Source organism: Kribbella sp. NPDC023855 (assembly GCF_040639475.1).
In the GTDB taxonomy this organism is placed as follows: domain Bacteria; phylum Actinomycetota; class Actinomycetes; order Propionibacteriales; family Kribbellaceae; genus Kribbella.
In genome coordinates this window covers 73,995-92,981 of sequence record NZ_JBFAAA010000001.1, presented here as the reverse complement: position 1 = coordinate 92,981, position 18,987 = coordinate 73,995, and the positions used below count along the sequence as shown (strand labels likewise).

Annotated in this window: 21 protein-coding genes; 8 read left to right on the top strand and 13 right to left on the bottom strand. The window is 68.8% G+C overall.

The annotated features are described in order from the left end of the window. The first annotated feature begins 7 nt into the window (after positions 1-7). Positions 8-556 carry a DinB family protein gene (locus tag AB0F51_RS00420; protein ID WP_360271762.1) on the top strand — a complete coding sequence of 183 codons (549 nt, stop codon included), beginning with the start codon at positions 8-10 and terminating at the stop codon, positions 554-556. Here AB0F51_RS00420 and AB0F51_RS00415 read toward each other — a convergent pair. The 5 genes from AB0F51_RS00415 to AB0F51_RS00395 form a co-directional block, all read right to left on the bottom strand. Further along, positions 553-1,530, bottom strand: coding sequence for a ribose-phosphate pyrophosphokinase (locus tag AB0F51_RS00415; protein WP_360271759.1), 978 nt, complete (start codon positions 1,528-1,530; stop codon positions 553-555). The two genes, AB0F51_RS00420 and AB0F51_RS00415, sit on opposite strands and share 4 nt — an antisense overlap. A gap of 99 nt (positions 1,531-1,629) precedes the next feature. Further along, positions 1,630-2,652, bottom strand: a complete 1,023-nt coding sequence (locus AB0F51_RS00410; protein WP_360271756.1) for a GntG family PLP-dependent aldolase — start codon at positions 2,650-2,652, stop codon at positions 1,630-1,632. Further along, complete coding sequence (locus AB0F51_RS00405; RefSeq protein WP_360271754.1) at positions 2,649-4,022, bottom strand: class II 3-deoxy-7-phosphoheptulonate synthase; 1,374 nt, start codon at positions 4,020-4,022, stop codon at positions 2,649-2,651. Before AB0F51_RS00405 ends, AB0F51_RS00410 begins: the two co-directional genes overlap by 4 nt. Positions 4,023-4,079: 57 nt before the next feature. Beyond that, the gene (locus AB0F51_RS00400) at positions 4,080-4,472 is read right to left on the bottom strand and encodes a DUF2237 domain-containing protein (protein WP_360271751.1); all 393 of its coding nucleotides are present in this window, start codon (positions 4,470-4,472) and stop codon (positions 4,080-4,082) included. A gap of 9 nt (positions 4,473-4,481) precedes the next feature. Further along, the gene (locus AB0F51_RS00395; RefSeq protein WP_360271748.1) at positions 4,482-5,270 is read right to left on the bottom strand and encodes a lysophospholipid acyltransferase family protein; all 789 of its coding nucleotides are present in this window, start codon (positions 5,268-5,270) and stop codon (positions 4,482-4,484) included. Between the two features lie 206 nt (positions 5,271-5,476). Here AB0F51_RS00395 and AB0F51_RS00390 point away from each other — a divergent pair, with 206 nt between their 5' ends. From AB0F51_RS00390 to AB0F51_RS00370, 5 genes are all read left to right on the top strand, one after another. Further along, the gene (locus AB0F51_RS00390) at positions 5,477-6,238 is read left to right on the top strand and encodes an alpha/beta fold hydrolase (protein ID WP_360271746.1); all 762 of its coding nucleotides are present in this window, start codon (positions 5,477-5,479) and stop codon (positions 6,236-6,238) included. Beyond that, complete coding sequence (locus AB0F51_RS00385) at positions 6,231-6,953, top strand: hypothetical protein (RefSeq protein WP_360271743.1); 723 nt, start codon at positions 6,231-6,233, stop codon at positions 6,951-6,953. The genes AB0F51_RS00390 and AB0F51_RS00385 overlap by 8 nt, the downstream gene beginning before the upstream one ends. A 68-nt stretch (positions 6,954-7,021) precedes the next feature. Further along, a complete protein-coding gene (locus AB0F51_RS00380; protein WP_360271741.1) occupies positions 7,022-8,251 on the top strand; it encodes a TIGR00300 family protein in 1,230 nt (409 codons plus the stop codon). 37 nt (positions 8,252-8,288) lie between these two features. After that, the gene (locus AB0F51_RS00375) at positions 8,289-8,669 is read left to right on the top strand and encodes a VOC family protein (RefSeq protein ID WP_360271738.1); all 381 of its coding nucleotides are present in this window, start codon (positions 8,289-8,291) and stop codon (positions 8,667-8,669) included. A gap of 18 nt (positions 8,670-8,687) precedes the next feature. Next, the gene (locus AB0F51_RS00370; RefSeq protein ID WP_360271735.1) at positions 8,688-9,440 is read left to right on the top strand and encodes an enoyl-CoA hydratase-related protein; all 753 of its coding nucleotides are present in this window, start codon (positions 8,688-8,690) and stop codon (positions 9,438-9,440) included. Here AB0F51_RS00370 and AB0F51_RS00365 read toward each other — a convergent pair. Further along, entirely contained in the window at positions 9,437-10,186 is a 750-nt protein-coding gene (locus tag AB0F51_RS00365; RefSeq protein ID WP_360271733.1) for an SDR family oxidoreductase, read from the bottom strand. The genes AB0F51_RS00370 and AB0F51_RS00365 overlap by 4 nt on opposite strands. 86 nt (positions 10,187-10,272) lie before the next feature. On the opposite strand from AB0F51_RS00365, the gene AB0F51_RS00360 reads away from it, so the two are divergent. After that, positions 10,273-11,016: a phytanoyl-CoA dioxygenase family protein gene (locus tag AB0F51_RS00360; protein WP_360271730.1), complete on the top strand. Its 744-nt coding sequence runs from the start codon at positions 10,273-10,275 to the stop codon at positions 11,014-11,016. On the opposite strand, the gene AB0F51_RS00355 is transcribed toward AB0F51_RS00360, so the two are convergent. From AB0F51_RS00355 to AB0F51_RS00330, 6 genes are read right to left on the bottom strand one after another with little or no spacing between them, the layout of a single operon-like run. Beyond that, complete coding sequence (locus AB0F51_RS00355) at positions 11,003-11,716, bottom strand: endonuclease/exonuclease/phosphatase family protein (RefSeq protein WP_360271728.1); 714 nt, start codon at positions 11,714-11,716, stop codon at positions 11,003-11,005. The genes AB0F51_RS00360 and AB0F51_RS00355 overlap by 14 nt on opposite strands. Next, positions 11,713-12,852: an ROK family glucokinase gene (locus tag AB0F51_RS00350; RefSeq protein ID WP_360271726.1), complete on the bottom strand. Its 1,140-nt coding sequence runs from the start codon at positions 12,850-12,852 to the stop codon at positions 11,713-11,715. Before AB0F51_RS00350 ends, AB0F51_RS00355 begins: the two co-directional genes overlap by 4 nt. 58 nt (positions 12,853-12,910) lie before the next feature. Then, on the bottom strand, positions 12,911-13,882 hold the full coding sequence (locus tag AB0F51_RS00345) for an ROK family glucokinase (protein ID WP_360271723.1): 972 nt from the start codon (positions 13,880-13,882) through the stop codon (positions 12,911-12,913). Further along, the gene (locus tag AB0F51_RS00340; protein WP_360271720.1) at positions 13,873-14,301 is read right to left on the bottom strand and encodes a hypothetical protein; all 429 of its coding nucleotides are present in this window, start codon (positions 14,299-14,301) and stop codon (positions 13,873-13,875) included. Before AB0F51_RS00340 ends, AB0F51_RS00345 begins: the two co-directional genes overlap by 10 nt. Further along, complete coding sequence (locus AB0F51_RS00335; RefSeq protein ID WP_360271717.1) at positions 14,298-15,614, bottom strand: ArsA family ATPase; 1,317 nt, start codon at positions 15,612-15,614, stop codon at positions 14,298-14,300. The genes AB0F51_RS00340 and AB0F51_RS00335 overlap by 4 nt, the downstream gene beginning before the upstream one ends. 5 nt (positions 15,615-15,619) lie before the next feature. Continuing rightward, positions 15,620-16,486, bottom strand: coding sequence for an SRPBCC family protein (locus AB0F51_RS00330; RefSeq protein WP_360271715.1), 867 nt, complete (start codon positions 16,484-16,486; stop codon positions 15,620-15,622). Between the two features lie 129 nt (positions 16,487-16,615). Here AB0F51_RS00330 and AB0F51_RS00325 point away from each other — a divergent pair, with 129 nt between their 5' ends. Then, the gene (locus AB0F51_RS00325; protein WP_360271713.1) at positions 16,616-18,406 is read left to right on the top strand and encodes an AMP-dependent synthetase/ligase; all 1,791 of its coding nucleotides are present in this window, start codon (positions 16,616-16,618) and stop codon (positions 18,404-18,406) included. Between the two features lie 8 nt (positions 18,407-18,414). Here the strand turns inward: AB0F51_RS00325 and AB0F51_RS00320 are convergent, their stop codons facing one another. Then, positions 18,415-18,960 (bottom strand): isochorismatase family protein, encoded by a 546-nt coding sequence (locus AB0F51_RS00320; RefSeq protein ID WP_360271710.1) that lies wholly within the window; start codon positions 18,958-18,960, stop codon positions 18,415-18,417. Between the last annotated feature and the right edge of the window lie 27 nt (positions 18,961-18,987).

Sequence of the window (18,987 nt, the reverse complement as noted above, 5' to 3'; positions counted from 1 at the left end):
CTGGAGCATGACAGAACACGACCTCCCCCACGAGGCCCCGATCGCCGGCACCGAGCTCGAGACCATGCTGGGCTCCCTGGAGCGGCAGCGCGCGATCTTCGCCTGGAAGTGCGGCGGTCTGGACTCCGTCGGCCTCCAGGCCTCACATCCGCCGTCGAAGCTGAGCCTGGGCGGCCTGGTCAAACACCTGGCGCTGGTCGAGGACGAGTACTTCACCCGGAGGCTGCTCGGCCGGGAGTTGGGAGCGCCTTGGGACGCGGTCGACTGGGACGCCGATCCCGATTGGGAGTGGCACTCGGCGGCCGAGGACTCACCGGAGGAGCTGTACGCGCTCTGGCAGGAGGCGACCGACCGCTCGCGGACGGCCGTTGCCGCAGTACTGGACCGAGGCGGGCTGGACCAGCTGGCGCCGTACAAGAACGGCAACGGCGAGTCGCCCAGCCTCCGGCGGATCATGATCGATCTGATCGAGGAGTACGCCAGGCATGCTGGTCATGCCGATCTGATCCGCGAGTCGGTGGACGGGTTGACCGGCGAGGATCCGCCGCGCTCCTAGAAGGGCAGCTTCGGTTGGGGTGGGGCGTGGGTGGGGTCTACGCCGTCGAAGAGGCTGCTGACTGATTCGCCTTCGTGGATGCGTTTGATCGCTTCGGCGAACAGGCCGCTGACCGAGCTGACCTGCAGTTCGGGGAAGCCCTCGGGGCGCGGGACGGTATCGGTGCTGATCACCTCGGTGATGGACGGGTGCGAGCGCAGCCGCTCGACCGCCTTGCCGGCGAACAGGCCGTGGGTGGTCGCCACCGCGGCCTGCGTGCAGCCGAGATCCTTCAGCCGGTCGAGGAGCTCGATGATCGAACCGCCGGTCGCGATCTCGTCGTCCAGGATGATCGCCTTCTTGCCGGCCACGTCGCCGACGATCGCATCGATCACCACCCGGTCGTCCGACAGCCGCTGCTTGCTGCCCGCGGCGACCGGCAACCCGAGCAGGCGGGCGAACTGGGTCGCGGTCTTCGCGTTGCCGAGATCCGGGCTGACCACGACGGTGTTGGTCAGATCGGTACCGCGGAAGTGCTCGGCCAGGACGCCGATCGCGGTCAGGTGGTCGACCGGTACAGAGAAGAATCCGTGCACCTGCGGAGCGTGCAGCGTCATCGTCAGCACCCGGTCGGCACCGGCCGCGACCAGCAGGTCGGCTACCAGTCGGCCACCGATCGAGATCCGCGATGCGTCCTTCTTGTCCGAGCGCGCGTAGGCGTAGTGCGGCATCACCGCGGTGATCTGCGCGGCCGACGCACCCCGGGCGGCGTCGATCATCAGGAGCAGCTCCATCAGGTGCTCCTGGGTCGGCGGTACCAGCGGCTGCACGATGTACACGTCCCGCTGGCGGCAGTTCACCTGCAACTGGACCTGTAGGCAGTCGTTGCTGAACCGGTGGATCTCCACCGGCGACAGCTCCACGCCGAGGTCGGCACAGATCTGCTTGGCAAGGCTGGAATGGGCACTTCCGCTGAACACGACGATCTCTCGCACGGCTCTCCCCGAATGCTGCGTCCCGACAGCGGTGAGCCTACCTGCCGTCCGCCGAGTTCCAGCAGTGGGCAGGTGGCACCTGGACCTTGCGAACAGCTATCAGTGCAAAAGGCCGGCGACCACTTCGGCCGCCACGCGGCAGTCCGTGGCCGAGGCATCCAGATGAGTGACGAGGCGGAGCTGGGTGACGCCCACTCCGCCGATCAGGACACCTTCGGCCTTGGCCTTGGCCACCACCTCGGCGACCGTCTTGCCAGTCGCGGCAAGGTCGGCGATGACGATGTTGGTGTCGACCTGGTCCGGCTTGACCGAGCCAGGCGCGGCGTCGGCGAGGATCTCGGCGATCTGACGCGCGTGGGCGTGGTCCTCGGCGAGGCGGTCGACGTTGTGGCGGATCGCATACAGACCGGCAGCAGCCAGTACGCCGGCCTGACGCCAGCCCGCGCCCAGTCGCTTGCGCCAGACTCGCGCCTCCTTGATCAGCTCGGTCGAGCCGACCAGCACCGAGCCGATCGGTGCGCCCAAGCCCTTCGACAGGCAGACACTCACGGCCGCCGCCCTGCTGCCGTAAGCCACCATCGGTACGCCGGATGCGACCGACGCGTTCCAGAGGCGAGCGCCGTCGAGGTGGAGCGGGAGGCCGAGCGAGTCCAGTTCGTCGGCCAGGGCGTCGTACGAGGTCTGGATCGTGCCGCCGCCGAAGTTGTGCGTGTTCTCGACCGAGACGGCGGCCGTCGGGACGAAGTACGGGCCGAGGTCTGGGGCGATCAGGGCGCGGATCTGGTCCAGGTCGATCTGGCCGCCGGGCGCGCTCCAGGTGCGGGTGGTGATGCCGCTGATCGCGGCGTGCGCGCCCAATTCGGCGCGGGCGACATGCGCGCTCGCTTCACAGAGCACCTCGGTGCCGGGAGCGGCGAGCGCCCGGACGCCGAGGATGTTGGCCAGCGACCCGCTGACCGTGAACAACCCGGCCTCGTGCCCGAGCAACCCGGCGACGGTTTCCTCGAGTTGCGTGACCGTGGGGTCCTCGCCGTACACGTCATCGCCGACGGGCGCACTGGTCATCGCCGCCAGCATCCCGGCGGAAGGCCGCGTGACGGTGTCGGACCGAAGGTCGATCACGCTCGTGCGCCTCGCAGGCGTTCGGCGACCAGGAAGGACAGTTCCAGGGACTGGTGCCGGTTCAGGCGGGGGTCGCAGGCGGTCTCGTAGCGGTTGACCAAGTCTTCGGCGACCAGTTCCTCGCCGCCGCCGAGGCACTCGGTGACGTCGTCGCCGGTGAGCTCGATGTGCATGCCACCGGGCCAGGTGCCGACCTGCTCGTGGGCGTCGAAGAAGCCCTGCACCTCGTCGATCACGTCGTCGAAGTTGCGGGTCTTGTAGCCGTTCGGCGTCTCGTAGGTGTTGCCGTGCATCGGGTCGCACACCCACGCGATCGGCGAGCCGTGGTCACGGACCGCCTCCAGCAGCGGCGGCAGCCCGTCGCGGATCTTGCCCGCGCCCATCCGGGTGATGAAGGTCAGCCGGCCCTCGATGCCCTTCGGGTTCAGCTTGTCGATCAGCGCCCGGATGTACTCCGGGGTCGTGGTCGGGCCGATCTTCACGCCCAGCGGGTTGCTCAGCGCCGAGAGGAACTCGATGTGCGCGCCGTCCAGCTGCCGGGTCCGCTCCCCCACCCAGAGCAGGTGGCCGGACACGTCGTACGGCTGCTCGGTGCGGGAGTCGATCCGGGTCAGGGCGTGCTCGTACTCCAGGATCAGTGCTTCGTGCGAGGCGTAGAAGTCGACGGTCTTGAACTCGTCGTGGACCGCTCCGCAGGCGCGCATGAAGGCGAGCGCGCGCTCGATCTCCGAGGCGAGCTGCTCGTAGCGCTGCCCGACCGGCGACGACCTCACGAAGTCGGTGTTCCAGGCGTGCACCTGGTGCAGGTCGGCGTACCCACCGGTGGTGAACGCGCGAGTCAGGTTGAGCGTCGCGGCGGCCGCGTTGTAGACACCGCGCAGCCGCTGCGGGTCCGGGATCCGTGCCTCGGGCGTGAAGTCCAGTCCGTTCACGGCGTCACCCCGGTACGACGGCAGCGTCACGCCGTCGCGGGTCTCCTCGCCACTGCTGCGGGGCTTCGCGTACTGGCCGGCGATCCGGCCGACCTTCACGACCGGGACGCTCGCGGCGTACTGGAGCACGACCGACATCTGCAGCAGCACCCGGAGCTTGGCCCGGATGTTCTCGGCGGTCACCCCGTCGAAGGTCTCGGCGCAGTCACCACCCTGCAGCAGGAACGCCTCGCCCCGTGCGACGGCACCGATCTTGGTGGTCAGATCGTCGCACTCACCGGCGAAAACCAGCGGCGGCAACGTCCGCAACTGCCCGATGACGTGCTCCAACACCGCCTGGTCCGGCCACTCCGGCTGCTGCAACGGCTTGAGCCCGCGCAGCTCCTCCAACGAAGGAACCCCCGGCACCAACCCAGCACTCAACTCCGCAAATTGCATACCCCAACCCTAGGCGAGCCGTCCCATCCCTTGCCCACCCGTCTCACCACGACCGGCTCAGGCCAGGGAGCTCGGGTCCGAGGGGACGTCGACGGCGTGGGCGCGGAGCACGCTCAGAGGGATGATGTCGAGGGCTCGGACATGGGTGGAGGCCAGTACTACGGGGGCGGCGGCGCCTGCGTGGTACGCCTGGAGCCAGCGGGCCGCGACTACACACCAGCGGTCGCCGGGACGCAAGCCGGTGAAGTTCAGCTCGGGGCGTGGGGTGGTCAGGTCGTTGCCGACCGCGAGCTGGTGAGCCAGGAACTCGGTGGTCATCACCGCGCAGACCGTGTGGCTGCCGAGGTCCTCGGGACCGGTGCTGCAGCAGCCGTCGCGGAAGAATCCGGTGACCGGGTCGGTCCCGCACTCCTGCAGGCTGTCACCCAGGACGTTCAGGTCGCCTTCCATCTCAGCGGATCAGGAGGCCTTGGTGTCGCCGTGGCGGGGCTTGATGTGGTCGTCGACGGACTCGCCGGCCTTGATGAGCTCCTTGGCCTTCTCGGCGTACATGTCGACGTACTCCTGGCCGGACAGCTCCATCAGCGCGTACATGATCTCGTCGGTGACCGAGCGCAGGACGAAACGGTCGCGCTCCATCCCCTCGTACCGGGAGAAGTCCATCGGCTCGCCGATCGCCACGCCCGGGCGGATCAGCCGCGGGAACCGGCGGCCGGGCTCGCGGATCAGGAACTTCGGCCAGACCGTGCCGGGCGGGTTCAGCTTCTCGGTGTCGATCATCGCGACCGGGATGACCGGGACCCCGGCCACGATCGCCATCCGCGCCACGCCGGTCTTGCCCTTGTAGAGCCGGCCGTCGGGTGAGCGGGTGCCCTCGGGGTAGATCCCGAACAGCTCACCCTTGGCGAGGATCTCCAGCCCGGTGTTCAGCGCGGCCAGCGAGGCGCGCCCACCGGAGCGGTCGATCGGGATCTGGCCGATCGAGCGGAAGAAGGTCGCCATCACGCGGCCCTTCAGCCCGGGCGCGGTGAAGTACTCCGACTTGGCCGGGAAAATGATCTGGCGGGGCACCGCCACCGGCAGGAACACCGAGTCGGTGAACGCCAGGTGGTTGCTGACCAGCAGCGCCGGGCCGGTCTTGGGAATGTTCTCCAGCCCCTCGACCCTGGGACGGAAGAGGAGCTTCGCAATCGGTCCGACGAAGAACCGCCTGAGGAACAGGTACAGCAACGCCTTCACCTCCGTCACTCGGCCGACACCCTACGTTCCACTCTCCTCTTCAAGCAACGTCACCGCCAGGAATAGCTGGGCAACACTCTGTGTTGGCACCTGGTTGCAGACTGGGTGCGATGTCGGTCACGGGATCGAGCGACACCCGTGACGGGGTGGGCTGGTGACCTCGGGGCTGCGACCATTGGCGTCTCAGGATCTACGCGACTCACCAAGGAGTACCCGTGCCAGTGCAAGCTCACGCGGAAGAGTTCCGCAGCCCAGGTTCCGGTGAGAACGCCGCGACCGGGGTGCTGCTGAGCCACGGCTTCACCGGCTCGCCGAAGTCGATGCGGCCGTTCGGCGAGCATCTGGCGGCCGAGGGCTACGGGGTCTCCGTACCGCGGCTGCCCGGCCACGGGACGCGCTGGCAGGAGATGAACACGACTCGCTGGCAGGACTGGTACGCCGTACTGGAGAACGAGCTGACCCGGCTGCGCAAGGAGCACGACCGGGTGTTCGTGGGCGGCCTGTCGATGGGCGGCTGCCTGGTACTGCGGCTCGCGGAGCAGCACGGAGCCGACATCTCCGGTGTGATCCTCGTCAACCCGTCCGTGCGCACCGACGACAAGCGACTCGCGTTGCTCCCGGTGCTGCAGCGGATGATGCCGTCGTTCCCGGGGATCTCGAACGACATCAAGAAGCCGGGTGTCGACGAGGGCGCGTACGACCGGCTGCCGCTGAAGGCCCTCCGCTCGCTCTCCCAGCTGTGGACGCTGACCCGGGCCGACCTGGCGAAGGTGACTCAGCCGGTATTGCTCTTCCGAAGTACCGTCGACCACGTCGTCGAACCGAGCTCAGGCCGGGCGATCCTGGCCGCGATCTCATCCCGCGACGTCACCGAAACCCTGCTCGAGGACAGCTACCACGTGGCCACTCTGGACAACGACGCCGACCGCATCTACACCGACACCGCCGCCTTCATCCACCGGATCACCCATGCGTGACAACGGCCTGACCGCCGACACCTACACGTCCCTCGGCGGCATAGCCCCCACCCTCACCACCCCCGTCCTAACCGCCCTAGCCGAAGCCGGCATAGCGGCGTACTGCGACGCTCCGGCTGAGGCGGCGGCGACCAGCCCGCAGGACGGCTCCGAAGGCGACGCGAAGGTGGAAGCGGCGGGGGTGCCGGTGGGGTTTGAGGAGATATTTGTTGCGGCTGGGGCTGTGGAGCGGGCTCGGGGGGTTATTGCTCGGAGTACTGAGGATGCTGAGTGGAAGTCGTTGGTGGAGCAGTTCAACGCGCCCTCGGCTGAGGGGCACGACGCGACGCCGGTGCCGCGGTGGCCGGCCAGTGAGGATGTCGAGGAGGGCTCCTACGAGCCGTTGATCGACGTGCCGGCTGGGTTGATCGTCGGGGACACCGATGAAGATCCGCCTGAGGAGCCGCCGGCTCGGCGTACCGACGATCCGCATGACCACTTCGTCCCGCCGGAGCCGCCGCGGGGGCCGCGGCTGGACTGGATCAGCCGGATCGCCTGGCTCGGGCTGTTCGGCGGCCCGCTGCTGCTGATCGCCGCCGCGTTGCTCGACTTCGGCACCGGCCGGGTCACCACCATCGCGGTCGTCGGTTTCGTCGGCGGTTTCCTCACCCTGGTACTCCGGATGCCCGACAAGCTTCCGCCCGAGGACACCCCCGACGACGGCGCCGTGGTCTGACGCCCAGCCCAGCACGCTAGAGTGCGGATCGTCGGACAATCCGACGAACCGAGGCGAGGGAGGCACCCGTGCAGGTCACCGAGACGGTCGAGATCACCGGCCACCTGATGGATTCCGGGTTGCTGTCCCGGGTCCTGGACGACATCCGCGGGTACGGCGGTGAGTACACGCTGGACAAGTTCGACCTCGGCTACGACAAGGACGACCCGTCGACCGTGCGGATGACGGTCGGTGCCGAGGACGACGAAGCCCTCCAGCGCCTGCTGATGCGGATCCAGACCAAAGGTGCGAACCTGGTCAACCCCGGTACGCCGGAGATCTCCGAGGTGCTCCAGGACGGCGTCTTCCCCGACGGTTTCTACTCGACCACGAACCTGCCCACCAGCGTCCGGCTGGGCGGCCACTGGGTCTCGGTGCGCAACCCCGAGATGGACTGCGGCCTGCTGGTCGAGGGTGCGGACGTCCGGACCATCCCGATGTCCGAGGTGAAGGCCGGGATGAGGATCATCACCAGCGCCCAGGGCGTCAAGGTCACGCCGCCGATCGTCGCGAACGACGAGGGGGCGTTCGGCTTCATGGAGTCGGAAGTCTCCAGCGAGAAGCCGCAGCGGGTGCTCGTCAAGCAGGTCGCGGACGGCATGCGCGAGGCGAAGGCCGCCGGGCTGAAGGTGCTCTGGGTCGGCGGCCCGGGCATCGTGCACACCGGCGCCGCGCCGGCGATGGTGGCCATCGTCGAGGCGGGTTTCGTCGATGTCATGTTCGCCGGCAACGCGCTCGCTACCCACGACATCGAGTCGTCGCTGTACGGTACGTCGCTCGGCGTCGACCTGGCCCGCGGCCGGGGCGTGGAGCACGGGCACGAGCACCACATCCGCGCGATCAACACCATCCGCAAGGCCGGCTCGATCGCCGCGGCCGTCGAGTCGGGTGTGCTCACCTCGGGCGTGATGCACGCGCTGGTGAAGAAGGGCAACAAGTTCGTGCTGGTCGGCTCGGTCCGCGACGACGGCCCGCTGCCGGACGTCTACACCGACGTCCTCGAAGGCCAGCGCGCGATGCGGGCCGAGCTGGAAGGCGTCGGCTACTGCCTGATGGCCGCGACCATGCTGCACTCGGTTGCTACCGGCAACATCCTCCCGGCGTCCGTACCGCTCACCTGCGTGGACATCAACCCGGCCACCGTCACCAAGCTCGCCGACCGGGGCTCGGCCCAGGCCCGCGGCATCGTCACCGACGTCGGCCTGTTCATCGAGCACCTCGCCCGCGAGCTGTCCCCGACGTACGCCGACACGAAGTAACTCAGCGTCTGTCGGTGCTCGATGCCATGGTGGATCCATGGCACTGAGAACAAAAGCTCGCTGGTTCGGAGTTGCGCTCAACTCCCCCGACCCGCAGGCGCTCGGCCGCTTCTACGTGCGCCTGCTCGACTGGGAACTGCACACCGACACACCGGGCTGGGTCACCGTCGCGCCCTCGAACGACGCCGGCTACAACCTGGGCTTCCACCTCGAGAAGGAGTACGAGCGCCCGGTCTGGCCCGGCGAGAAGGGCAAGCAGCAGATGCAGATGCATCTGGACCTCGAGGTGGACGACCTCGACCAGGCGGTTGCGCACGCGATCGAGGCCGGCGCCGAACTGGCGGAGTACCAGCCGCAGGAGAACGTTCGTGTGATGCTCGACCCAGATGGTCATCCGTTCTGCCTCTATCTCGACTGAGCAGGCAAGATGGGCGCCATGACGGAACTGGTGCACCTGGACGTGGCCTGCGGGGTCGCGACGATCACGCTGGACTCGCCGCACAACAAGAACGCGCTCTCCCAGCAGCTGACCGGCGAGTTGCTGGCTCACCTGGCGACGGCCGACGCGGATGACGACGCGCGGGTGATCGTGATCCGCTCAGCGCTGGACGTCTTCTGCTCGGGCGCCGACCTGTCGGAGGCGACGACGGTCGGGATGGGCGTCGGGGCGCAGCGGATGGTCGACGTCCAGCGCGCGATCGTGGCGAACTCCAAGCCGGTGGTCGCGCGCGTCGCCGGGCCGGTGCGGGCTGGCGGTATCGGGATCGTGGCGGCGTCCGACATCAGCGTGGCGGGGCACAGTTCGACGTACGCGCTGACCGAGGTGCGCCTCGGGTTGGCCGCCGCGACCATCTCGCTGACGGTGATCCCGCGGCTGACGGATCGCGCCGCCTCACTGACGTTCCTCACGGGTGACGCCTTCGATGGCGCCGAAGCCGCGAAGCTCGGTTTGGTGACGCAGGCAGTGCCCGACGAGGAGCTTGACAGCGCGCTCGACGCAGTACTGTCGTCTCTGCTCAAGGGCGCGCCGCAAGGCCTCCGCGAGAGCAAGAGGCTGCTGAACCGCGAGCTCCTCGCCGACATCGATGCCCGAGGCACCGAGCTGGCCGAACTCTCGGCCGGGCTCTTCGGCTCCCCCGCGGCCCAGGAAGCGATGCTTGCCTTCCTCAACCGTAAGAAGAAACGCTAGCGCCATCCGCCGTTGCTGTGCAGGAGTTGGCCGTTCACCCAACCGCCCTCCGGTGAGCAGAGGAAGGCGACCAGGTTCCCGGTGTCGACCGGTCGCCCGGGGCGCTTCAGCGGGTTCTCGGCGGCGAACTGCGCGACCAGGTCCGGTGTCATCCACCCCGTGTCGATCGGCCCGGGGTTGATCACGTTCGCGGTGATGCCCAGGTCGCTGAGCTCACGCGCCGCGGCCAGGGTGATCCGGTCGAGAGCACCTTTGCTGGCGCCGTACGGGAGGTTGCCCGCGGTGTGATCGCTGGTCAGGGCAACGATCCGGCCGTCGCCGTACGGCGCGGCGTACTGCTCCGCGAATGCCTTGATCAGCAGCCAGGTCGCCCGCGCGTTGACCGCGAAGTGCCGGTCGAAGCTCTCGACGGTGGTGTCGAGGATGCCGCTGTCGACCGACTCGCAGTGCGACATCACCAGCGCCTGCACCGGTCCGAGCGCCTCGCCGGTGGCCCGGAACACCTCACCCGGCGCGGCGACATCCTCGAAGTCAGCCTCCACCGAGAACACCCGCGCCCCATGCCCGGCCAGTACTTCGGTGATCTCGTCCCGCGCCGAAGTGTCCGGTCCCCACGGCATCCGCTCGTCGTACCCACCGAAGTACGTGAACGCGACATCCCACCCCGTCGCCGCCAGCCGCTCAGCCAGCCCTGCCCCGATCCCGGCCCGTCGCCCCACACCCGTCACCAACGCCACCGGTCTCATGAACCCATCCTGACGCCCGTTTCCTCAACCCACAAAGGGTTTTATTCAGTTGCATCCAGAAGATGGGTGCTGGTGCACTGCGATCCATGGCGATGACCGCGAGCATGCGCACGACGTTCCGCGAGCAGGGCTTTGTGGTGGTTCCGGATGTGCTCACCGATGAGCAACTCGCGACGGGGCGGAAGCTCGTCGCGGCAGAGCTGGAGAAGGAGCCACCGGCGCCGGATCTGGTGGGCTTCCATTTCGCCTGGCCGCGATTCGAAGCCGGCTCGCACCCGCTGCTCGACTTCTACCGGGTGACGGTCGCGCCGCTGGCGGCCGAACTGGTGCGGCCGGAGCTCGGGGTGGACGACCCCGACTTCGCGCAGATCGCGACCACGATTCCGCCGTGGTCACATCGACCAGGCTCGCCGCACGTCGACGGGGTGAGCCCGCTGGCGCCGGACGGTACGCCGTACACGTTCTCGATGCTCGCCGGAGTCTGGTTGACCGACCAGCAGGAGGAGTACCACGGCAACCTGCATGTCTGGCCGGGCTCGCATCTGCGGTTCGGGGAGTATCTCGCCGAGCGTGGCGCCGATGCGCTGGCGGAACTGGGTGAGGACACCAGCGGTGCGCCGTACCCGAAGATCGAGCTCGGCGAGCAGATCCAGACGTTCGGCACCGCTGGGAGTGTCCTGTTCGCGCACTATCTGCTCGGGCACAACATCGGTGGCAACACCGGGCCGGATCGGCGCGAGACGATCTACTACCGGTTGCAGGCCCACGGGCACCGCGATCGGTGGCGTGAGGTCGTGACCGATCCGCTCAGCGAGTTCAGGGGAGCGTGAGCTCCAGCAGCATCGGGAGGTGGTCGGAGCCTGCGATGAGGTCGTCTCGGGTGACGCCTTCGATCGAGTCCAGGGGGATGACGCGGCCGGCGAGGTCGGGTGAGAGGTGGGCGCCGTCGATGCGTTTGACTGGGTTGTCGGAATGGAAGGTGGGGCCTGCGTCGACGCCTAGGTCCGTCAAACCTTCTGCCGCTAGGCGCTCCCAGACCGGGCCGCCGGGTTCCTCGTTGAGGTCGCCGACGAGTAGGTAGGGCAGGTTGAAGGATCTGCAGCCGCGTAGGACCTGCTCGAGCTCGTGCTGGCGGCCGCGGATGTGCAAGCCGAGGTGGCAGACCACCAAGGCCACCGCGAGATCACCGAGCGTCGTCCGGCCGCCGACCGACCCGCCGGGGAGTTGGGTGGCGATGAAGCGCAGCCGGCGGCGGACGAAGGGCCGCCAGACCCGCCAGTGCAGGGGATCCTGGAGATCGATGCCGTCGGCAATCAAGATCGCGTTGCGCGCCGACGCCGCGACGTACCGGAGCCCGAACGTCGCCGCCATCGCCTCCCGTTTGCGCCGCGTGCCCCACCAGGTCGGTGCCTCCTGGATCAGCGCGACGTCGGGCGCGCAGGCACGCACGACCCGGGCCAGCGCCTCGCGGTCATCGCCCCAGCGGTGCACGTTGTACGACAGCACCCGCAGCGACGGGCCTTCGCTCATGCCTCGGTGTCACCGTTCAGCTCGGCCGTTTCCTTCACCGAGGGCTCCGCCGTCCGCATCCCGGTACGCCGTCCGACCGACTTGCGGGTGGCCCGCTCGAGCCGGGTCGACCGTCCACTGCGCGCGGCCGTCTTCGCCGTCACCGCAGTCGTCTTGACCCGCACCCGACGCAACCAGGTCGCCTCTTCCCGCGCGAGGTCGGCAGCACCCACCATGCCGGCCTCAGGACCCAGTACTGCGCGAACGATGCGCGCCTCGGGCCGGAAACCACGGCCGGTCAAGGTTCGCTTGAACGCCTCGCGGGCCGGAGCGAGCAGCAACTCCCCCGCATCCGACACACCGCCACCGATCACGAACGTCCCGGGGTCGAGCGCGGCCGCCAGATTGGCCAGGCCGATCCCGAGCCAGCGGCCGACATCCTCCAGCAGTTCGATCGCCACCGGATCGCCGTCCTTGGCCAGCTCGGTGACCATCGGCCCGTTGATCTTGAGCGGATCTCCGGCGGCGGCCCGCAGCAGGTTGTGCGCGACCGGCGAACCGGACAGCGCCAGCTCACGAGCCTCGCGGGTCAGCGCGTTACCCGAGGCGTACTGCTCCCAGCAGCCCCGGTTGCCGCACTCACAGCGATGCCCACCGGGCACCACCTGCATGTGACCGAACTCGCCCGCGATGCCGAACTTGCCGCGCTGCAAGGCGCCGTCGTTGAGGATCGCACCGCCGATCCCGGTGCCGAGCGTGACGCAGACCAGGTGGCTCTCGCCCTGACCGCCACCGAAACGCCACTCCGACCAGGCGGCCGCGTTCGCGTCGTTCTCGACGACCACCGGCAGCCCGAGACGACGCTCGACGGCGTCCCGCAACGGCTCGTGCCGCCAGGCCAGGTGGGGTGCGAACAGGACGGACGAGCGGGTGCCGTCGACGAAGCCGGCCGCGCCGATCCCGACCGCGATCACGTCGTGCCGCGACTCCAGGTCGTGCACGATCTCGGCGATCGCGTCCTCGGTCTCGCGTGGGTCCTTGGTCGGGGTGTCGCGGCGCAACCGGTCCAGGATGTTGCCCTCCGGGTCGACCACGCCGGCGGCCACCTTGGTGCCACCGATGTCGATCCCGATCGTCAGCGCCTGCGTCAGAGCCATCGCACGACCTCCCTAGCCGTACCCCCTGAGACTCCTGAAACGGTACTGGAAGCTGCGCTCACCGAGAGCTCTCCAGGGTGGGGACCGGCCGGCGGGCCACGTCGGCGGCGCCGATCAGGCCCGCGTCGTTGCCGAGCTGGGCCAGTCCGAACGCCGGGTGGGGCCGGTTCGCCTTGGCGGGCAGGTTCTTCTCGAAGGCGACCTGCGCCGACTTCACCAGCAGCTCCTTGGCCGCGCTCACGCCGCCGCCGATCACGATCGTGCTCGGGTCGAACAACGTGGCGATACTGGCCAGGCCCTCACCCAGCCAGCGACCGAGGTCGTCGAGCAGCTCGACCGCGCACGGATCGCCCGCGGCGGCCGCCTCGGTGATCATCGGGCCGGTCAGCTCGGCCGGGTTGGTGATCCCGCAGACACTCAGCATCTGCGCGGCGGCCAGCGAGCCGGACTCCGCCTGCGCGCGTCCTTCGCGGACCAGCGCCCGACCTGACGCGTACTGCTCCCAGCAACCCCGCGCGCCACACCCACACCGGTGACCGCCCGGCACGACTCGCATGTGCCCAAGCTCCGCCGCCACACCGTGAGCGCCGCGCAGCAGCTGCCCGTCGATCACCACGCCGCCACCGATCCCGGTGCCGACGGTCACGCAGACCATGTGCTCGACGTCCTTGGCCGCACCGAAGGCGAACTCGCCCCAGGCCGCCGCGTTGGCGTCGTTCTCCACGACCACCGGCACCTTCAGCGTTTCGGCCACCCGGGCGCCCAGCGGCTCGTCCCGCCAGGCCAGGTTCGGCGCGAACAGCACCGTCGACCGGTCGGAGGACACGAACCCGGCGGCACCGATGCCGACCGCTTGCACGTCGTGGTCGGCGATCAGTTCCGCGGCCGCCGCGCAGATCGCCTTGGCCGTCTCGTCGACCGAGTCGGCGGGCGTGTCGCGATGCGTGCGCGCGAGGATGGTGCCGTCGTCGTCGACCACGCCCGCGGCGATCTTGGTACCGCCGACGTCGATGCCGATGCTCAATCCCATGGTTCTGGGTCCTCACTCACGTCGATCCGGTCCACGCGGGACCGGGCAGGCCGTTCGGGGTCCTGCGCCTTGGCGGTCCGCGACTCTGCGTCCTCCCGGGCCTGCCGCGCGGCCTCCGCGGCAGCTTCCAGCAGCGACCGTACCGATCCCAGTACGCCGGCCGCCGCCGTCGACAGTTGCTCGATCGTCTCGGGGCTGGTGTTCCGCACCTTGGCGATCAACTGGCACACCGGACACCACTGGCACTCCGGCCCACCACTGCGCGCAGTACCGTGCTCGTGGGCAGGCTCTTCTGTCGGTGTTTCTTCGTCTGCCGGCGCTGCTCGGTCTGCTTGATCTTCCTGACGAGCAGCACTTTGCAGTACGGCGAACAGCTTGGCCGCCTCCTCGGCGACCGAACCGACGGGCTCCTTGCTCATCTGGTGCCCTCCGAGATCGCCGTGGGCTCGGTGTCGAACTGCTGGCTCATCTGCTCACGGATCTCCTGCGCCAGCCCCTCGACCGAGTCCAGCGGACTGCTCGCCGGCGGCGTCTCCACCACTCGCGGCAGCGGCTCGCGCGGCGCAAAGCGCACCTGCAGCTGACCCTCGTCCAGCCGGGCGCCCGCAACTACCCCACGCGCGAGTGCGGCCGGCAGCGGCAGCACCCGGCGGTACGAGCCCACAGTGATGATCAGCTCGTCACCGTGCCGGGCCAGCTCCAGGTCGTTCGCCGAGGCGAGCGGCAGCGGCATGGTGAGCGTGTAGGTGCGGCCGTCGGTGTCGATGTGCCGGTCGACCCACAACGAGGTCTCGTCCGTGGCACGAGCGAACGGGTCGTCCTTGCCGTACATCTCCACCGCGAACGCGGCCAGCTCCTCGACACCGACCGGCTCGCAGGCGCGGTACGGCGACTCCCAGATCGGCAGCGGGCGGAACGAGTCGGCAACATCGTCGAGAATCCCGCGCTGAGCCGCGACCCACTGCCGCCGCCAGTTGTCGGCGCCGGCGGCCGGGAAGACCCGGTTGGCGATGACGCCGTCAACGCGGTAGCCGTACAGGGACAGCGTCGTCAGCGAGCGGCGTGCCTCGGCGACCACGACGGCTTCCGGGGTGAGCACGAGTCGCACGGACGCGTCGGGACCGGTCAGCAGCGCGCGGATGTCGGCCAGGTCGCCCTGCAGGCGACGCAACGCGTCGAAGACGGTGTCATCGGGCATCGGCAGGCCGGAGGCCTTGCTGAGCAACGGGCGGAAGGTCCGCACGACCTTGCGCTCGGCGTTGAAGATGCGATCCATGTACCAACTGAGCGCCTCGGGCAGCGCAAGCAGCCGCAGTGTCTCGGCGGTCGGCGCGCAGTCGACCACGATCACGTCCCAGCGGCCGGACCGGACGTGGTCGCGCACCTCGAGCAGCGCGAGCACCTCCGCGGCGCCCGGCAGCACGGTCAGCTCCTCGGCCTCGATCGGGTCCACACCGATCACCTGCAGCACCGAACGCAGGTACGCCTGGATGTCGCCCCAGGAGCGCTCGAACCGGCGCTGCGCGTCGATCTGCTGGACGAACAGCAGGTCGTCGATCTCGGTCGGCTCGGCACCCACTTCGCTGTCGAAAGCGTCCGACAGCGAGTGCGCGGCATCGGTGGACAGCACCAGCGTGCGCAGCCCCCGCAACGCGGCCAGCGTCGCAGTACCGGCGGCCGAGGTCGTCTTCCCTACGCCGCCTTTACCTGTGTAAAGCAGTACTCGCGTCACTGGTATCAGGACTCGACGCGCTTTTTGAGGCCCTTGAGGGCGGTGTCGATGATGACTTTTTCGGCCTTGCGCTTGAGCATGCCGATCATCGGGATGGCCACGTCGACCGCCAGCCGGTAGGTCACCTCGGTGCCCTGGTCGCCCAGGTCGCGCAGCACGTAGGCGCCGTCCATGCCCTTGACCATCTTGGCCTGCACGAGCGTCCAGTGCACCTCGTTGCGGGACCAGACGTAGTCCAGCGTGTACTCGTCGGAGATCGCCCCGGCATCCACCTTGAACCGGACCTGCTTGGGCCGGCCCGCCTCGTCCGTGGACAGCACCTGGGTCTCCCGCATCGAGTCGGCCCATTCCGGATACGCCTCGAAGTCCGCGATCACCGCCATGATCTCCTTCGGGGTCGCGTTCACCACGATGGTCGAGGTGGTCTGCTCTGCCATCGATTCACCTCTCCGCTGCCGGGACGGGTTCTGCTCATGGGAGGGTATCGCGGGTTCGTAGTCCGGCCTGCCCTCGCCCGCGGCGCGGCCACTCTCGAGTTCGTCCTTCAGCCGCCACAGGTTCTCCCGGTACTGCGCGACGTACCGCTCCCGGAGCCGGCGCAACCGGCGTGGGCCGACCGGCCGGGCGGGGTCCACCCGGAGGTACCAGTGCACGACGACCCCGTCGCGGACCTGCTCCAGCCACCACTCCGCAGTACCGATCGCCGCGCCGGTGACGGCCCACCTGACCCCCTCCAGACCGCGGCGCTCCGAGGGGATCAGCACGAGGTCCGGCCACCACTCCTGCCAGAGGGTGTCCGTGCCGAGCCGCTGGGCGACGTAGGCTGGATCAGCAACGACCAAGTCGTCGCAACTGAGGTCGAGCGCCGGCATGCCTGAGTCCTAGGTGTTCTGTGTCCCGTGGGTCACATAAATCTGGCTACTTGTGGGTAGGTGACTGTAGCGTGCGCCGGAGCCGACCCTGCCCGACCGACATCGTCGTGACCGACCGAGGAGACGCGGATGCGCGAGTACACCACCCCTGCTGTGATCGAGCCACCGACGAGCGGCAGCCTGAGCGATCCCGTCTGGGCGAACGCGTCCTCCCATCCTGACACCGCGGTGTTCAGCCGCCGGGTCGAGGGCGGCTGGCTGGACGTGAGCGCGGCCGAGTTCGCCCGTCAGGTGACCGCCGTCGCGAAGGGCCTGATCGCGGCCGGGGTCAAGCACGGCGAGCGGGTCGCCCTGCTGAGCGCCACCCGGTACGAGTGGACGCTGATCGACTACGCGATCTGGAGCATCGGCGCGGCCACCGTACCGATCTACGAGACGTCGTCGACCTCGCAGATCCAGTGGATCCTGACCGACTCCGAGGCGGTCGTGGCGATCGTCGAGAACGCCGCCCACGGCGCCGTCGTCGAGGCGGCCCGGGCCGAGGCACCGTCCCTGCAGGAGATCTGGCAGATCGAGGCCGGCGCCGTCGACCAGCTCACGGTGCTCGGCCAGCAGATCAGCGACGCCGAGTTCGACAAGCGGCGTACGGCGGTCCTCCCCCACGACCTCGCCACGCTGATCTACACCTCCGGCACCACCGGCCGCCCCAAGGGTTGCGAACTCACCCACGGCAACTTCATGCACGAGCTCGAGCCCGCCGTGAAGGTGCTGCCCGACCTGTTCCGGCTCGACGGCGCGACCACGTTGCTGTTCCTGCCGCTGGCGCACGTGTTCGCCCGGATCATCCAGGTCGGCTGCGTGATGATGCGGGTGAAGGTTGCCCACTCCTCCGACGTGAAGAACCTGGTCGCGGACCTGGGCCAGGTCAAGCCGACCTTCATCCTCAGCGTGCCGCGGGTGTTCGAGAAGGTGTTCAACTCCGCCAGCCAGAACGCCCACTCGGCCGGTAAGGGCAAGATCTTCGACGCGGCCGCCGAGACGGCGATCGCCTACTCGCAGGCGCTCTACAAGGGTGGCGCGGGGTTCGGGCTGAAGGCGAAGCACGCGCTGTTCGACAAGCTCGTCTACTCCAAGCTGCGCGCCGTACTGGGTGGCGAGGTCGACTACGCCGTCTCGGGTGGCGCGCCGCTGGGCGAGCGCCTCGGTCACTTCTACCGCGGTATCGGCGTACCGGTGCTGGAAGGCTACGGGCTGACCGAGACCACCGCCGCGCTGAGCGTCAACCTGCCCGACGACATCCGGATCGGCACGGTCGGCCGGCCGCTGCCGGGCGTGACCGTGGGCGTCGCGGACGACGGCGAGCTCTGCTTCAAGGGCGGCCAGGTCATGGTCGGCTACTGGCGGAACGAGGACGCGACCAAGGCGACGATCGACTCCGACGGCTGGTTCCACACCGGCGATCTGGGTGACTTCGACGCCGACGGGTTCATCACGATCACCGGGCGGAAGAAGGAGATCCTGGTGACCGCGGGTGGCAAGAACGTGGCGCCCGCAGTACTGGAGGACCAGATCCGGCAGCATCCGCTGGTCAGCCAGTGCATGGTCGTCGGCGACGGCAAGCCCTACATCGCGGCCCTGGTCACCATCGACCAGGAAACCATCGGCTCCTGGGCCGAGAAGCACGGCAAGCCGAACGAGCTGTCGGTCCTGGTGGACGACGAGGACCTGAGGGCCGAGATCCAGAGCGCGATCAACGACGCCAACACGGCGGTCTCCAAGGCCGAGGGCATCAAGAAGTTCACCATCCTGCCGACCGACTGGACCCAGGAGAACGGCGAACTCTCCCTTAAGCTCTCGCTCCGCCGGCACGTCGTGATGAAGAAGCACGAGTCCGACGTCGAGGCGCTCTACGCGAAGTAGGCCCCCCGTCAGCAGGTTCTGAAGACGACCTCGGAGGCGTGTTCGACGACTTCGAGGTCGTTGCCTAGGGCCCATTCCGCTACCCGGGAGACTGTCTCCGGGGCGATGGCGGGTGTGGTCGGCGTGGCGGGGATGCCGGTGGTGGTGTGGGCGTCGTGCGGGAGGACCACGCGGTAGTCCCGCGCCAGCGCGGTGCGGGCTGTTGCACTGACGCACATCTCGGACATCAGGCCGCAGAGGGCGAGCGACTTGACGTCGTGCGCGGTCAGGAGTTCCTCGAGCGAGGTGTCGGCAAACGAGTCGTCGTGGGGCTTGCGGATGGTCAGCTCGCGGTCGCTGTGCTTGACGGGGAACTGAAGCTCCCAGCCTGGGGTCTCAGCCGCGTCCGGGGTGCCTGGGGCGCCGTCGTTCTGGATGTGGACGATCAGGGCGTTGGCTGCTCGCGCCTCGTCCAGGAGGTGACCTGCTCGGTCGAGGAGACGCGCCGCCTCCGGTACTGCGGTGTCGCCGGTTACGCCGCACTGCTGGATGTCGATGATCAAAAGGGCGTCCACGGGTTCCACCATGGCGTGATCATCGAG

Excerpts from the sequence above, each read along its gene's own strand:
- AB0F51_RS00355 (WP_360271728.1), bottom strand. The coding sequence starts at position 11,716 with ATGAGCGAAGGCCCGTCGCTGCGGGTGCTGTCGTACAACGTGCACCGC.
- AB0F51_RS00345 (WP_360271723.1), bottom strand. The coding sequence starts at position 13,882 with ATGGGATTGAGCATCGGCATCGACGTCGGCGGTACCAAGATCGCCGCG.
- AB0F51_RS00350 (WP_360271726.1), bottom strand. The coding sequence starts at position 12,852 with ATGGCTCTGACGCAGGCGCTGACGATCGGGATCGACATCGGTGGCACC.
- AB0F51_RS00405 (WP_360271754.1), bottom strand. The coding sequence starts at position 4,022 with ATGCAATTTGCGGAGTTGAGTGCTGGGTTGGTGCCGGGGGTTCCTTCG.
- AB0F51_RS00385 (WP_360271743.1), top strand. The coding sequence starts at position 6,231 with ATGCGTGACAACGGCCTGACCGCCGACACCTACACGTCCCTCGGCGGC.
- AB0F51_RS00375 (WP_360271738.1), top strand. The coding sequence starts at position 8,289 with ATGGCACTGAGAACAAAAGCTCGCTGGTTCGGAGTTGCGCTCAACTCC.
- AB0F51_RS00420 (WP_360271762.1), top strand. The coding sequence starts at position 8 with ATGACAGAACACGACCTCCCCCACGAGGCCCCGATCGCCGGCACCGAG.
- AB0F51_RS00325 (WP_360271713.1), top strand. The coding sequence starts at position 16,616 with ATGCGCGAGTACACCACCCCTGCTGTGATCGAGCCACCGACGAGCGGC.
- AB0F51_RS00340 (WP_360271720.1), bottom strand. The coding sequence starts at position 14,301 with ATGAGCAAGGAGCCCGTCGGTTCGGTCGCCGAGGAGGCGGCCAAGCTG.
- AB0F51_RS00360 (WP_360271730.1), top strand. The coding sequence starts at position 10,273 with ATGGCGATGACCGCGAGCATGCGCACGACGTTCCGCGAGCAGGGCTTT.
- AB0F51_RS00365 (WP_360271733.1), bottom strand. The coding sequence starts at position 10,186 with ATGAGACCGGTGGCGTTGGTGACGGGTGTGGGGCGACGGGCCGGGATC.
- AB0F51_RS00370 (WP_360271735.1), top strand. The coding sequence starts at position 8,688 with ATGACGGAACTGGTGCACCTGGACGTGGCCTGCGGGGTCGCGACGATC.
- AB0F51_RS00330 (WP_360271715.1), bottom strand. The coding sequence starts at position 16,486 with ATGCCGGCGCTCGACCTCAGTTGCGACGACTTGGTCGTTGCTGATCCA.
- AB0F51_RS00400 (WP_360271751.1), bottom strand. The coding sequence starts at position 4,472 with ATGGAAGGCGACCTGAACGTCCTGGGTGACAGCCTGCAGGAGTGCGGG.